The 14,321-nt window shown below is 67.2% G+C and carries 12 protein-coding genes; 8 read left to right on the top strand and 4 right to left on the bottom strand.

Going from position 1 to position 14,321, the window contains the following annotated elements:
* Positions 1-136 precede the first annotated feature (136 nt).
* On the top strand, positions 137-910 hold the full coding sequence (locus AC0J42_RS21870) for an AraC family transcriptional regulator (protein ID WP_473003776.1): 774 nt from the start codon (positions 137-139) through the stop codon (positions 908-910).
* A gap of 208 nt (positions 911-1,118) precedes the next feature.
* The gene (locus AC0J42_RS21865; RefSeq protein WP_473003775.1) at positions 1,119-2,078 is read left to right on the top strand and encodes a quinone oxidoreductase family protein; all 960 of its coding nucleotides are present in this window, start codon (positions 1,119-1,121) and stop codon (positions 2,076-2,078) included.
* Here AC0J42_RS21865 and AC0J42_RS21860 read toward each other — a convergent pair.
* Entirely contained in the window at positions 2,062-3,264 is a 1,203-nt protein-coding gene (locus AC0J42_RS21860) for an MFS transporter (protein WP_473003772.1), read from the bottom strand. The two genes, AC0J42_RS21865 and AC0J42_RS21860, sit on opposite strands and share 17 nt — an antisense overlap.
* Positions 3,265-3,558: 294 nt before the next feature.
* Between AC0J42_RS21860 and AC0J42_RS21855 the strand changes: the two genes are divergently transcribed.
* Positions 3,559-4,815 carry a gallate dioxygenase gene (locus AC0J42_RS21855; protein WP_473003769.1) on the top strand — a complete coding sequence of 419 codons (1,257 nt, stop codon included), beginning with the start codon at positions 3,559-3,561 and terminating at the stop codon, positions 4,813-4,815.
* Here AC0J42_RS21855 and AC0J42_RS21850 read toward each other — a convergent pair.
* Positions 4,791-6,002: a LysR family transcriptional regulator gene (locus AC0J42_RS21850; protein ID WP_473003767.1), complete on the bottom strand. Its 1,212-nt coding sequence runs from the start codon at positions 6,000-6,002 to the stop codon at positions 4,791-4,793. The two genes, AC0J42_RS21855 and AC0J42_RS21850, sit on opposite strands and share 25 nt — an antisense overlap.
* 106 nt (positions 6,003-6,108) lie before the next feature.
* On the opposite strand from AC0J42_RS21850, the gene galB reads away from it, so the two are divergent.
* The 5 genes from galB (at position 6,109) to AC0J42_RS21825 (ending at position 11,572) form a co-directional block, all read left to right on the top strand.
* Positions 6,109-6,849, top strand: a complete 741-nt coding sequence (gene galB / locus AC0J42_RS21845; RefSeq protein WP_416425788.1) for a 4-oxalmesaconate hydratase — start codon at positions 6,109-6,111, stop codon at positions 6,847-6,849.
* On the top strand, positions 6,846-7,559 hold the full coding sequence (locus tag AC0J42_RS21840; RefSeq protein WP_473003765.1) for a 4-carboxy-4-hydroxy-2-oxoadipate aldolase/oxaloacetate decarboxylase: 714 nt from the start codon (positions 6,846-6,848) through the stop codon (positions 7,557-7,559). The genes galB and AC0J42_RS21840 overlap by 4 nt, the downstream gene beginning before the upstream one ends.
* 4 nt (positions 7,560-7,563) lie before the next feature.
* Positions 7,564-8,622 carry a 4-oxalomesaconate tautomerase gene (locus tag AC0J42_RS21835; protein ID WP_473003762.1) on the top strand — a complete coding sequence of 353 codons (1,059 nt, stop codon included), beginning with the start codon at positions 7,564-7,566 and terminating at the stop codon, positions 8,620-8,622.
* A 131-nt stretch (positions 8,623-8,753) separates the two neighbouring features.
* Positions 8,754-10,415, top strand: coding sequence for an MFS transporter (locus AC0J42_RS21830; RefSeq protein WP_416425784.1), 1,662 nt, complete (start codon positions 8,754-8,756; stop codon positions 10,413-10,415).
* Positions 10,412-11,572: an HlyD family secretion protein gene (locus AC0J42_RS21825; RefSeq protein WP_416425782.1), complete on the top strand. Its 1,161-nt coding sequence runs from the start codon at positions 10,412-10,414 to the stop codon at positions 11,570-11,572. The genes AC0J42_RS21830 and AC0J42_RS21825 overlap by 4 nt, the downstream gene beginning before the upstream one ends.
* Positions 11,573-11,638: 66 nt before the next feature.
* On the opposite strand, the gene gudD is transcribed toward AC0J42_RS21825, so the two are convergent.
* Both gudD and AC0J42_RS21815 read right to left on the bottom strand, forming a co-directional pair.
* A complete protein-coding gene (gene gudD / locus AC0J42_RS21820; RefSeq protein WP_473003761.1) occupies positions 11,639-12,973 on the bottom strand; it encodes a glucarate dehydratase in 1,335 nt (444 codons plus the stop codon).
* A 25-nt stretch (positions 12,974-12,998) separates the two neighbouring features.
* A complete protein-coding gene (locus tag AC0J42_RS21815) occupies positions 12,999-14,279 on the bottom strand; it encodes an MFS transporter (protein ID WP_416425758.1) in 1,281 nt (426 codons plus the stop codon).
* Positions 14,280-14,321 lie beyond the last annotated feature (42 nt).

Genomic DNA, 14,321 nt, shown 5'->3' with positions numbered 1-14,321 from the left:
TGCGGCGGGCTGTCGCACTATCTACCTGGAAAGGTTAAGAATTTTTCATCTGCGAAGCTACCCGCCGAAGGGCTACTGGCCGCCGTCGGGGCGGTTGGTTACCCTAGGTGCCTTGTCTTCTTGCGTCAGCACTGCCATGGCCATCGCCACCCCGCCCGACCTCAGCAACACCGAAATTCCCGTGCAGCCGCTGGCGCGCACTTACCCGCGCGGGCTGTTCGTGGAGCCTCACGAACATGTGTGGGGGCAGTTGCTGTACGCGGTCAGCGGGGTGATGTGGGTGGAAACCCCAACCGAGGCGCTGGTCGTGCCGCCGCAGCGCGCGGTGTGGCTGCCGCCCGGGGTGCCCCACGGCATTCGCGTGGTCACCGACCTGCAGATGCGCAATATCTACTTGCGCCCGGCCATTGCCGCCACCCTCGACCGCCATGTGCAGGTGCTGGAGGTGGGCAGCCTGTTGCGCGAGCTGATCCTGACCCTGGTGGGCCATGAAGCGGAGCGCCAGGGCGAGTATTACCAGGCGCTGGCGCAACTGGCGGTGCTGGAGCTGCACAAGGCTCGTCGCAGCGCCATGCGCGTGCCGCTGCCCGATTCCTCCGACCGGCGGCTGATGAACCTGTGCCAGGCGGTGATGGCCCAGCCGTCGCTGGAGGTTTCCTTCGAGCAGCACGCCGCCAGCGCCGGCGCCAGCGTGCGCACCCTGGCGCGGCTGTTCCAGGCCAGCCTGGGCATGGGCTTCGCCGAATGGCGCCGGCAGGTGCAGTTGGCCACGGCGGCAGCCGAGCTGATCCAGGGCGTGCCAGTGAGCACCATCGCCCGCACCATGGGCTATTCGCCCAGCAGCTTCAGCGACATGTTCAAACGCGCGTTAGGCGTGGCGCCTTCCCAGTTCACTTCCGGCGTCCCGTAACAGGGACTGACTTGTGGGAGCTGGCTTGCCAGCGAGCTTTTATGGCCCCAACAGCTCGCTGGCAAGCCAGCTCCCACAGGTTCTAGCAGTTACCGCGGGCTGCTACGCGGGATTTGGGAGACGTTATGGCCGACAGGATGAAGCGCTTGACCGACACCCCGGCCCCGTCGGCCATAGACTGCCCGGCATCAACCCCAGGGAGTTCCCCATGAAAGCGCTGCAATTCAACCGCACCGGTGATCTGGCCAACCTGAACCTCGTCGAACTGCCCACCCCGGTGCCCGTCCAGGGCCAGGTGCTGGTGCAGGTCAAGGCCGCCGGCCTGAACCCCAGCGACGTCAAGAATGTGCTCGGGCGTTTCCCCTACACCACGCTTCCCCGGGTGCCGGGCCGCGATTTCGCCGGCGTGGTCATCGAAGGCCCGCAGCACCTGCTGGGGCAGGACGTGTGGGGCACCGGCAGCGACCTGGGTTTCAAGCACGACGGCAGCCACGCCCAGTACCTCACCGTGCCCGCCGACGGTGTGGCGCTGAAACCCAAGGCCTTGAGTTTCACCCAGGCCGCCAGCCTGGGCGTGCCCTACACCACGGCGTGGGATGCGGTGGAACGCAGCCAGGTGACCCAGGGCACGCGCTTCCTGGTGCTGGGCGCCAACGGCGCGGTCGGCACCGCGGCCATGGCCCTGGCCCGGGTGCGCGGCGCCCAGGTGCTGGCGGCCGTGCGTCGCCCGGAGCAGGCCAAGGCGCTGCAGGCCCAGGGCTATGAGGTGATTCTGCTGGACCAGGCCGAGACCCTGGCGGCCCAGGTGGAGGCGGTGTTCCCCGGCGGCGCCGAGGTGATCTTCGACACCACCGGCTTCTGGCTGCCGGCCGCGGTCAGCGCCCTGGCCACCTTCGGCCGCATCGCCATCATTGCCGCGCCGGTCAACGGCCTGGTGGAGTTCTCGGCGCTGGGCCTGTACCGCAAGGGCGGCGTGCTGGTGGGTGTCAACAGCCTGCTGTACAACTGCGCCGCCTGCGCGCGCATGCTCGAACAGTTCGGCCAACACTTCGACAGCGGCACCCTGCCGTTGCCCGTGGACCTGCTGGAAGTGCCGCTGGCCGACGGCCTGGCCGCCTACGCCGATGTCAACGGCGGCAGCAGCCAGAAGGTCATTTTGCTGCCTTGAGCCGGCTGTTCCACAGGAAGGCCACCAGGCCCACCAGTGGAATCGCACACCCCACCTTGACGATCAACGCCCAGCCGCCGGCCTCGTACAGGCTGCTGGCGATCGCCGAGCCCACCGCGCCGCCGACGAAGATGCTGGTCACGTACAGTGCATTCAGGCGGGCGCGGCTGCTGGCGTCCAGGCTGTAGATGATGCGTTGGCCCAGCACCATGTTCATCTGCACGGCGAAGTCCAGCAGCACCCCGGTCAGGGCCAGGGCAACCACGGCATGGCCGGGCAGCAGCAGGGCGGTGGTGAAGCTCAGCGGTGCCAGCACCATGGCCACCAGCGAGGCGCGGCGGGTGTGGCCGGCGTCGGCCAGGCGCCCGGCGATGGGCGCGGCAATGGCGCCGATAGCCCCCACCAGGGCGAAAATGGCGATCTGGCTCTGGCTCAGGCCGTGCACCCGCGAAAGCTCAAGCGGCACGGCGGTCCAGAACAGGCTGAAGGTGGCGAACATCATGCCCTGGTACAGCGAGCGCTGGCGCAGCAGCCGATGGCGGCGCACCAGGGTGCCCAGCGAGGCCAGCAACTGGCCGTAGCTGGCGCTGTGGTCGGGTTGGCGGTGGGGGATGGTGCGCGCCATCACCAGGGTAATTGCCACCATTACCACGGCGGCGACGTAGAACACCGCGCGCCAGCCGAAGTGGTCGGCGATCACGCTGGACAGCGGCCGCGCCAGCAGGATACCCACCAGCAAGCCACCCATGATGCTGCCCACCACGCGGCCGCGCGAGCTTTCGTCGGCCATGTGCGCGGCCAGCGGGATCAGCATCTGCACCGACACCGAACTGAAGCCGATCAGCAGCGACACCACCAGGAATACACTGGGCTGCTGGCTCAGCGCCGCGCCGATCAGGCTGAGCGTGGCGAGCAGGGTGGTGGCGAGCATCAGCTTGCGGTTTTCCAGCAGGTCGGCCAGCGGCACCAGGAAGAAGATGCCGGCGGCGTAGCCGATCTGCGTCAGCGACACGATCAGGCTGGCGCCGTGGGCCGACAGGCCGATGTCCGGGGCGATCAGCTCGATGATCGGCTGCGCGTAGTAGATGTTGGCGACGATGGCGCCGCAGCAGAAGGCGAACAGCGCCACCATGGCGCGGGTCATGGTGGGGTGCTTCATGTGCACGGGCTCGGTGAGGCTGGTCATGGGGCGGGGCTCTGTCAGATGGCGTAGACGCTGCTGTTCGTGGGAGCTGGCTTGCCAGCGAGTTGTTGGGGCCATAAAAGCTCGCTGGCAAGCCAGCTCCCACAAAACGAATTTGCGTGCCAAGGCTAAGCCTATGGGGAGCCGCAGGCCAGAGCGTTTGCGTTAATAGTCATCATGCGCCAGGGCGATAAACAAAAACGACCCCTCTATAACCATTACACAGACGACGCTGGCCGGGGCCTGGGTTAGCCTGCCTCATCACAAGAATTTCATTTCCAGCGAGCAGAGGTTTGCATGGCGCGCATCATTGGCGGTCTCGCCGTTTCCCACACGCCTACCATCGGTTTTGCCGTAGACAACAACAAGCAGGAAGAAGCGGCGTGGGCGCCGATTTTCAAGGATTTCGAGCCGATCAAGGCCTGGCTCGAAGAGAAACAGCCCGATGTGTTGTTCTACATCTTCAACGACCATGTGACCTCGTTCTTCTTCGACCACTACTCGGCCTTCTGCCTGGGCGTGGACGAGCGCTACGAAGTGGCCGACGAAGGCGGTGGCAAGCGCGCCATCCCGGCCATCGGCGGCCATGCCGAGCTGTCGCGGCACATCGGCCGCAGCCTGATGGCCGATGAATTCGACATGTCGTTCTTCCGCGACAAACCCGTGGACCACGGCCTGTTCTCGCCGATGTCGGCGCTGCTGCCGTTCGACACCGAGTGGCCGGTGAAAGTGGTGCCGCTGCACGTGGGCGTGCTGCAATTCCCCATCCCCAGCGCCAAGCGCTGCTACAAGCTGGGCCAGGCCCTGCGCCGCGCCATCGAAAGCTTCCCCGAGGACATCAAGGTCGCCGTGGTGGCCACGGGCGGCGTATCGCACCAGGTGCACGGCGAGCGTTGCGGCTTCAACAACCCGGAATGGGACGCGCAATTCCTCGACCTGCTGGTGAACGACCCGCAGCGCCTCACCGACATCACCCTGGCCGAATACGCCGAGCTGGGCGGCATGGAAGGCTCGGAGGTGATCACCTGGCTGATCATGCGCGGCGCGCTGTCGTCCAACGTCATCAAGCGCCACCAGGGCTACTACCTGCCATCGATGACCGGCATCGCCACCCTGGTCCTGGAAAACCAAGCCCGCGAGGTGCCGGTGGACGTGCTGGCGCGCCACCGCGCGCACATCGACCATCAGCTCAAGGGCGTGGAAAACCTGCCCGGCACCTACCCCTTCACCCTGGAGCGCAGCCACAAGGGCTACCGCTTAAACCGCTTCCTGCACGGGCTGATCGTGCCGGCGTTCCGCGAGCGGTTCCTCGCCGACCCCGAGGCGTTGTTCGCAGACGCCCAGTTGAGCGAGGAAGAGCGCGAGCTGGTGCGCCGCCGCGACTGGCTGGGGCTGCTGCAGTACGGCGTGATCTTCTTCCTGCTGGAGAAGCTGGGCGCGGTGGTGGGGGTGTCCAACCTGCACATCTACGCAGCCTTCCGTGGCCTGTCCCTGGAAGACTTCCAGAAGACCCGCAACCAGCAGGTGCTTTACTCGGTGGCCGGCAAGCGCTGAGCCACCTCGGCGCGAATCTGCTCCATCAACGCCTGGGCCGCCGGCGCGTGCAGGCCGGCGCTGCGGTAGGTGAGGCCGATGGGGCGGGCGGTGAGCGGCAGCGCCAGGTCCAGGGGCTGCAGCTCGCCGCTGTCGATCTCGTGGCCCAACTGGTGGGCTGACACCGCGGCGATCATGTCCGAGCCCAGCAGCAGGCCGCGGATGATTGCCAGGTCAGCGCTTTCCACCACCGGCAACGGCGCGGCAAAGCCCCAGGCGGCGAACTGGTTGTTCAGCAGGCCGCGAGCCGGGCTGCCGGCGCGCGGCAGCACCCAGCGCATGCTCTGCAGGTGGGCCGGGCCGATGGCCTGGCCTTGCAGCGGGTGATCGCGGCGGGCCAGCAGCACCATGGCCTCGGTCAGCAGCGCCTCGCCGTGCAGGTCGCTGGCGAAGTCCGCCGGGCGCAGGGCGCCGAAGACAAAATCCACATCCCCCGCCCGCAACTCCGACGCCAGCAGCTCGAACGGGCTTTCATTGGTGGCCACCCGCACGCCCGGGTGCTGGGCGGTCAGCGCGACGATGGCGGCTGGCAGCAGGCGGTTGCGGCCCAAGGGCAGGGCACCGACGTTGACCGTGCCCTGCAGCGAACCGCGCAGGGCGGCCAGGTCGGCGTCGATGTGGCGCAGCTCGTTCAGGGCGCGGCGCAGCGGCGCGAGGATCTCGCTGGCGGCGCGGGTGGGTTGCAGGCCGCGGGACGAGCGTTCGAACAGCAGGCAGCCGCTGCCGCCCTCCAGCACCTTCAGCGCCGCGCTCACCGCCGGCTGCGTCAGGCCGTAGAGGCTGGCCACGGTCTGCATGTGGCGGGTCTGGCACAGGGCGATGAACAGCTCCAGGCGCCGGGCGTTGAGCAGGTACAGCGGTTCGGCGGCATGGCCGGCGACGTTGCCCAGCAGCGCCGGCACGCTCTCCAGCTCCGCCAGGGTGCGCCGCGCCCGGGCCAGCACGCGCTTGCCCTGGTCGGTCAGCAGCATGCCGCTCGCGTGGCGCTCGAACAGCGGCACGTCTAGGCGCACCTCCAGGTCGCGAATGGCCCGGGTGACCACCGATTGGGCGCGAAACATCAGGGTCGAGGCGCGGGAGATACTGCCGTGTTCGGCCACGCGCACAAAGGCGCGGACCTGCAGCAGGTTGGGCAGTTCGTCGACCATGGCGCAGGTCCCGATAAATAAAAAGTATACCTAGCGTAACCGAAGGCAATATTCCCCGCCAAGGCCGGGTGACAGGATGAAGCCATTCCCAACACAGGAGCCCACCATGTCTGCCAACACCAACAAGACCGCCCTGGTGGTCAGCGCCCACTCCGCCGACTTCGTCTGGCGCGCCGGCGGTGCCATCGCCCTGCACGCCAAGCAAGGCTACGACGTGCACATCGTCTGCCTGTCGTTCGGCGAGCGTGGCGAGTCGGCGAAAATGTGGCGCAAGGGCCCGGGCATGACCGAGGAAATCGTCAAGGCCGGCCGTCGCCAGGAAGCCGAGGCCGCCGCCGAGGTGCTGGGCGCCACCGTCGAGTTCTTCGACATCGGCGACTACCCGATGCGCGCCGACACCGACACCCTGTTCCGCCTGGCCGACGTGTTCCGCCGCGTGCAGCCGGAGTTCGTGCTCAGCCACTCGCTCAAGGACCCCTACAACTACGACCACCCGCTGGCCACCCACCTGGCCCAGGAAGCGCGCATCATCGCCCAGGCCGAAGGCTACAAGCCGGGCGAGAAGATCGTCGGCGCACCGCCCGTGTACAGCTTCGAGCCGCACCAGCCCGAGCAGTGCGAGTGGAAGCCCGACGTGCTGCTGGACATCACCGAGGTGTGGGACCAGAAGTACGCCGCCATCCAGTGCATGGCCGGCCAGGAACACCTGTGGGAGTACTACACCCGCGTGGCCCTGCAACGTGGCGTGCAGGCCAAGCGCAACATCGGCATCACCGCGAAGAAAGACATCATCTACGGCGAGGGCTACCAGAGCATCTTCCCTCGCGTGACGGAGAACCTGGGATGAGCCTCGTAGGAAAGACCGGCGTCGTAGTCCGTAATATCCAGCGTGCCGACAGCGCCCTGATCGACGAGTTGCGCCAGTACGGCGTGGCCACCGTGCACGAAGCCCAGGGCCGCAAGGGCCTGCTGGCGCCGTTCATGCGCCCCATCCAGCAAGGCGTGGCCATCAGCGGCTCGGCGGTTACCGTGCTGGTGGCCCCTGGCGACAACTGGATGTTCCACGTCGCCGTGGAGCAGTGCCAGGCCGGTGACATCCTGGTGGTGGCGCCCAGCTCGCCCTGCACCGACGGTTACTTTGGCGACCTGCTGGCCACTTCCTTGCAAGCCCGCGGTGTGCGCGGCCTGATTCTGGAAGCCGGCGTGCGTGACACCCACACCCTGCGTGAAATGGGCTTCCACGTGTGGTCCAAGGCGGTTCACGCCCAAGGCACCATCAAGGAGACCCTGGGTTCGGTTAACATCCCGGTGATCTGCGCCGGCCAGCTGGTAGAGCCCGGCGATGTGGTGCTGGCCGACGACGACGGCGTGGTGGTGGTGCGTCGCGCCGAGCTGCCGGCCGTGGTCGAGGCCGCCCGCAAGCGTGCCGACCTGGAAGAGAGCAAGCGCCTGCGCCTGGCCAGCGGCGAGCTGGGCCTGGACATCTACAACATGCGCCCACGCCTAGCCGAGAAGGGCCTGCGCTACGTGGACGACGCCAGCGAACTGGAGGACTGACACCGTGGCCCAGCGTCGAATTCCTTGTCTGATGATCCGTGGTGGCACCTCCAAGGGTGCCTACTTCCTGGCCAGCGACCTGCCCGCCGACAGCGCCGCCCGCGACCGCCTGCTGCTGGCGGCCATGGGTTCGCCCGATGCCCGGCAGATCGATGGCATTGGCGGCGGCGACTCGCTGACCAGCAAGGTAGCGATCATCAAGCCTTCGACGCGGCCCGGCGTTGACGTCGACTACCTGTTTGCCCAGGTGGTGGTGGATGAACCGCGGGTGGACTACGGCCAGAACTGCGGCAACATCCTCGCCGGCGTCGGCCCCTTCGCCCTGGAGCGCGGCCTGGTCAAGGCCAGCGGCGACGTCACCGCGGTGCGCATCTTCATGGAGAACACCGGCCAGACCGCCACCGCCCAGGTGCAGACCCCGGGCGGCGAAGTGGCCTACGCCGGTGACACCCGTATCGACGGCGTGCCGGGCACCTCCGCGGCCATTGTCATCGACTTCGATGACATTGCCGGCTCCAGCTGTGGCGAGCTATTCCCTACTGGCAACGTCGTCGATACCTTCGACGGCGTGGCGGTAACCTGCATCGACAACGGCATGCCGGTGGTGCTTATCCGCGCCGCCGACCTGGGCCGCACGGGCTACGAAAGCCGCGCCGAGCTGGACGCCGACACGCAATTGAAGGCGCGCATCGAGGCCATCCGCCTGCAGGCGGGCCCAGCCATGAACCTGGGCGACGTCAGCGCGCGCACCGTGCCGAAAATGTGCCTGGTGGCGGCGCCGCAACAGGGCGGGGCCATCAGCAGCCGCAGCTTCATCCCGCACAAGTGCCATGCATCCATCGGCGTGTTTGGCGCAGTCAGCGTCGCCACGGCGTGCCTGTACCCCGGCTCAGTGGCCGATGGCCTTGGCGTGGTGCCCGCAGGCGCCCACAAGCGCCTGGCGGTGGAACATCCCACCGGCGAGTTCACCGTGGCGGTGCACACCGATAACGGCCAGGTGATCAGCTGTGGCCTGGTTCGCACGGCGCGGTTGCTGTTCGATGGCCAGGTGTGTATCGGCTGACCCCGTAGCCGCTGCCTGACGGCAGCGGCTACGGATTTGCATGATAGGCCTGCGAACTGGCGCAACCCGTTGCAGTCGGATTTACTGGTACCCTCATAGGGTCAACGTTTTTCCGACTCCAACAGGTGCCAATGGACCGCTACGCCCCCCACCAATGGCTGCCCCACGAAAAGCCGACGCTGCCCGGTTCACCGTCGACGCCGCTGCATTCCACGCCCAAGCGCCTGGCCTTCGGCGCGGTCGGGCTGCTGGTGGCCATCACCGGCGGCCTGGGCAACGCGTTGGTCACCGCCAACCTGCAATTTTTGCAGGGCGCCCTGGGCGCCACCCAGGCGGAAATGGCCTGGCTGCCGGCCGCCTACGTCATGACCAACATCTCCATGAACCTGGTGCTGGTGAAGTTCCGCCAGCAGTTTGGCCTGCGCGCGTTCACCGAAGGCTTCCTGGTGCTGTACGCCCTGGTGACCTTCGCCCACCTGTTCGTCAACGACCTCGACTCGGCCATTGCCGTGCGCGCGGCCCACGGCATGGTGGGGGCGGCGCTCAGCTCCCTGGGCCTGTATTACATGACCCAGGCCTTCCCGGCGAAATGGCGGCTCAAGGCCCTGGTGCTGGGGCTGGGCTCATCGCAGCTGGCCTTGCCCCTGGCCCGGGTGTTCTCCGAAGACCTGCTGCAGATCGCCGAATGGCGCGGGCTCTACCTGTTCGAACTGGGCCTGGCGCTGACCGCCCTGGGCTGCGTGTTCATGCTCAAACTGCCCCCCGGCGACCGCTTCAAGACCTTCGAACCGCTGGACTTCCTCACCTTCGGCATCCTCGCCACCGGCTTCGCCCTGCTATGCGCGGTGCTGTCCCTGGGGCGCATCGACTGGTGGCTGGCCGCGCCGTGGATCGGCTGGGCCTCGGCGGCGGCCATCGTGCTGATCTTCACCGGCCTTGCCATCGAGCATAACCGCAGCAACCCCATGCTCATGACCCGCTGGCTGGGCAGCGGCGTGGCCATCCGCCTGGCGCTGGGGGTGATCCTGATCCGCATGGTGGCTTCGGAACAATCCACCGGCGCGGTGGGCTTCCTGCAGGCGCTGAACATGAGCCAGGAGCAGATGCGCAGCCTGTATTTCGTGATGCTGGTGGGCGCGGTGGCGGGGCTGGCGGTCAGCGCCTGGACCATCCGCCCCGAGCACCTGTTCATGCCGCTGATCGTGTCCCTGGCGCTGATGGCCACCGGGTCCTACATGGATTCGTTCTCCAACAACCTCACGCGGCCCTGGAACATGTACTTCAGCCAGTTCCTGCTGGCCTTCGGCGGCACGTTCTTCGTCGGCCCGACCATGGCCCTGGGCACCCGCAATGTCATCACCAACCCGCGCAACCTGATCAGCTTCTCGGTGCTGTTCGGTATCTGCAATAACCTGGGCAGCCTGATCGGCGCGGCGCTGCTGGGCACCTACCAGATCGTGCGGGAGAAATTCCATTCCAGCGTCATCGTCGAGCAGCTCACCTTGATGGACCCGTTGGTGGTGGCCCGCGTGCAAAGCAGCGCGGCCAGCTATGCTTCCACCGTGGCCGACCCCTCGGCGCGCACCAACCTGGGCTACCGCGCGCTGTCCACCGTGGCCACCCGCGAGGCCAACATCCTCGCCTACAACGACGTGTTCATGTTCATCGCCGGCGTCGCGGTGCTGACCATGCTCTGGATCTTCATCCGCAGCCTGTGGCTGCTGACTACCACCACCCAGGCGGCCCCACCGGCGCCGCCTTCCGTACCTGCCAGCGGCGCTCCCCCTTCATGACCGAACCGACCACCACGACCACCAACGCCATCGCCTCCACCCCCGAGGGCGTGGCCCCGCCTGCCACGGCGCCACGCTCGCTGCGGGTGCGGGTGATTTCCTCGCTGATGTTCGCCAGCGTCGCCATCGTCGGCGTGCTGATCGTGCTGTACGCCTGGGAACTGCCGCCGTTCAGCAGCAAGATCGAGAGCACCGAGGACGCCCTGGTGCGCGGCCAGACCACCATCATCGGCCCGCAGCTGAGCGGCTACGTGTTCGAGGTGCCGGTGCAGGACTTCCAGTTCGTCAAGACCGGCGACCTGCTGGTGCGCCTCGACGACCGCATCTACAAGCAGAAGGTCGACCAGTCCCTGGCGCAGCTGGACCAGGCCAAGGCCTCCCTGGCCAACAACCTGCAGCAGCGGCGCAGCGCCGAAGCCACCATCGACCAGCGCCAGGCCGCGATCGGCGACAGCGACGCCCAGGCGCGCAAGAGCGCCGCCGACCTGCGCCGCAACGAAGACCTGATCAGCGACGGCTCGGTGTCGCGCAGCCAGCTCGACGTGACCCGCGCTGCCAACGCCGCGGCCATCGCCTCCCTGGCCCAGGCCAAGGCCGCGCTGGAAATCTCGAAACAGGACCTGCAGACCGTCATCGTCAACCGCGCCTCCCTCGAAGCCGCCGTCAGCAGCGCCGAAGCTGCCGTGGAACTGGCGCGTATCGACTACGCCAACACCCGCATCACCGCCCCGCGCGACGGCCAGCTGGGGCAGATCAGCGTGCGCCTGGGCGCCTACGTCAACTCCGGCGCCCAGCTCATGGCCCTGGTGCCGGACAACCTCTGGGTCATCGCCAACATGAAGGAAACCCAAATGGCCAATGTGCGCGTCGGCCAGCCCGCCACCTTCACCGTCGACGCCCTCAACCACCTGCGCCTGCGCGGCCACGTGCAACGCATCTCGCCAGCCACCGGCTCGGAATTCAGCCTGCTGCAGGCCGACAACGCCACCGGCAACTTCGTCAAGATCGCCCAGCGCATCCCGGTGCGCATCACCGTCGACAAGGACCAGCCGGAGGCGCAACGCCTGCGGCCGGGGATGTCGGTAGTGGTGAGTATTGATACCGGGTATGTGGTGGAGGGGGAGCGTGGGGTGCCGGAGGAGGGGGTTGAGGATTGAAGGGGGACGGACGCGGCCTTGACCTGCGTAGCAGCGGCCAAAGGCCGCGTCCGGAACACCACGCTATCAACGCACCATGCACGGCTTCTTGTTATCGAACTTCCAGCCCGGAATCAGGAACTGCATGGCGACGCTGTCGTCCCGTGCGCCCAGGCCCATGCCTTTGTAGAGTTCGTGGGCCTTGGCCACGGCATCCATGTCGATGTCCACGCCCAGGCCCGGCTTGGCCGGGACCTTGACGAAGCCGCCTTCGATCTGCAGCGGCGCCTTGGTCAGGCGCTGGCCGTCCTGCCAGATCCAGTGGGTGTCGATGGCGGTGATGTCGCCGGGGGCGGCGGCGGCCACCTGGGTGAACATGGCCAGGGAAATGTCGAAGTGGTTGTTGGAGTGCGAGCCCCAGGTCAGGCCCCATTCGTTGCACATCTGCGCCACGCGCACCGAGCCCTGCATGGTCCAGAAGTGCGGGTCGGCCAGGGGGATGTCCACCGATTGCAGCTGGATGGCGTGGCCCATTTCGCGCCAGTCGGTGGCGATCATGTTGGTGGCGGTGGGCAGGCCGGTGGCGCGGCGGAATTCGGCCATCACTTCGCGGCCCGAGTAGCCGTTTTCAGCGCCGCAGGGGTCTTCGGCGTAGGCCAGCACCTTGTGCTGGTCGCGGCACAGGGCGATGGCTTCCTTCAGCGACCAGGCGCCGTTGGGGTCCAGGGTGATGCGCGCGTCGGGGAAGCGTTCGGCCAGGGCGGTGACGGCTTCGATTTCCTCTTCGCCGCGCAGCACGCCGCCCTTGAGCTTGAAGTCGTTGAAACCGTACTTGGCCTTGGCGGCTTCGGCCAGGCGCACCACGGCTTCGGGGGTCATGGCCTTTTCGTGACGCAGGCGGCTCCACTCGTCGCTGGCGTCGGGCTCGCTGCGGTAGGCCAGGTTCGTCGCGCTGCGGTCGCCGACGTAGAACAGGTAACCGAGCATCTTCACCGCGTCGCGTTGCTGGCCTTCGCCCAACAGGGCGGCCACCGGCACTTCCAGGAACTGGCCCAGCAGGTCGAGCAGGGCGGCCTCCATGGCGGTGACGGCGTGGATGGTGATGCGCAGGTCGAAGGTCTGCAGGCCACGGCCGGCGGCGTCGCGGGCGGCGAAGGTGGTGCGCATTTGGTTGAGCACGCGCTGGTACTGGCCGATGGGCTGGCCCACCACCAGGCTGCGGGCGTCTTCCAGGGTTTCGCGGATGCGTTCGCCGCCCGGTACTTCGCCCACGCCAACGTTGCCGCTGCTGTCGGTGAGAATCACGATGTTGCGGGTGAAGTACGGGCCGTGGGCGCCGCTGAGGTTCATCAGCATGCTGTCGTGGCCGGCCACGGGGATCACTTGCAGTTGGGTGACGACGGGGGTGCGTTGAGTGCTCATGTCGGGTTCCTGTGTGCTCGGGAAATCAGTGGGCCTTGCCCAGCGCGGTGCCGTGCAGCGGCGCGCTTGGGGTGGCGGTCGGGGCTTTGGGCTGGGTGCGGGCGAAGAACACCAGCACCGCGGCCAGGATCGAGGTGGCAGTCAGGCCGTACAGGCCGCCCTGGATCGAGCCGGTGCTCTGCTCCAGCAGGCCGAAGGTGGCCGGGGCGACGAAACCACCCAGGTTGCCCAGGGAGTTGATCAGGGCGATGACGGCGGCGGCGATGCGCACGTCCAGGTACGCCTGGGGGATGGGCCAGAACAGCGACGAGGCGGATTTGAAGCCGATGGCCGCGAAGCACACGGCGACGAAGGCAAACACCGGCCCGCCGGTGGTGGACAGGAACATGCCGGCGGCGGCGATCAGCAGCGCGGTGGCCACCCAGGCCTGCTGGAAGCGGAACTTGCCCGACAGCGCGGCGAAGCCGTACATGGCAATGATCGAGATCAGCCAGGGGATGGAGTTGAAGAAGCCCACCTGCAGGTCGCTGAGGTCACCCATTTTCTTGATGATGCTGGGCAGCCAGAAGGTGGCGGCGTAGATGGTCAGCTGGATGCAGAAGTACAGCACGCAGAAGATCAGGATCTGGCCGTCCTTGAGCAGCTTGCCCAGGGTGGGCTTGACCGTTTGCAGCGCCTCGCGGTCCTTCTGTTCCTGGTCGATGGCGGCCACCAGGCTGTCCTGCTCCTCGCGGCTCAGCCACTTGGCGTCGTGGGGCTTGGAGTCCAGCCAGAACCAGACGAAGAAGCCCAGCAGCACCGAGACCATGCCTTCGATGGCGAACATCCACTGCCAGCCGTGCAGGCCCAGGCCGTCCAGTTGCAGCAGTGCGCCGGACAGCGGGCCAGAGATCAGCGAGGCCGCGGCCGAACCACTGAGGAAGATGGCGATGGCCTTGCCGCGCTCGGCGCCGGGCAGCCAGCGGGTGAAGTAATACAGCACGCCGGGGAAGAAACCGGCTTCGGCCACGCCCAGCAACACCCGCAGGATGTAGAACTGGGTCTCGTTCTGCACGAACGCCATCAGCGTGGCGACGATGCCCCAGGTGAACATGATGCGCGTCAGCCACACGCGGGCGCCGACTTTCTGCAGCAAAATGTTGGAGGGTACTTCAAACAGCGCGTAACCGATGAAGAACAGCCCGGCGCCCAGGCCATAGGCCGCGGCACCGATGCCCAGGTCGTGCTCCATGTGCGTACGCACGAAGCCAATGTTGACCCGGTCGATGTAGTTGACGATGAACATCAGGACGAAGAGTGGGAGCACATGGCTCTTCACTTTGGCGACGGCGCGCGCCAGGAGCGGATC

This window comes from Pseudomonas sp. Tav-5-1A, assembly GCF_055755055.1.
The sequence above is the reverse complement of the archived record's forward strand: the minus strand, read 5'-3'. Positions and strand labels throughout refer to the sequence as shown.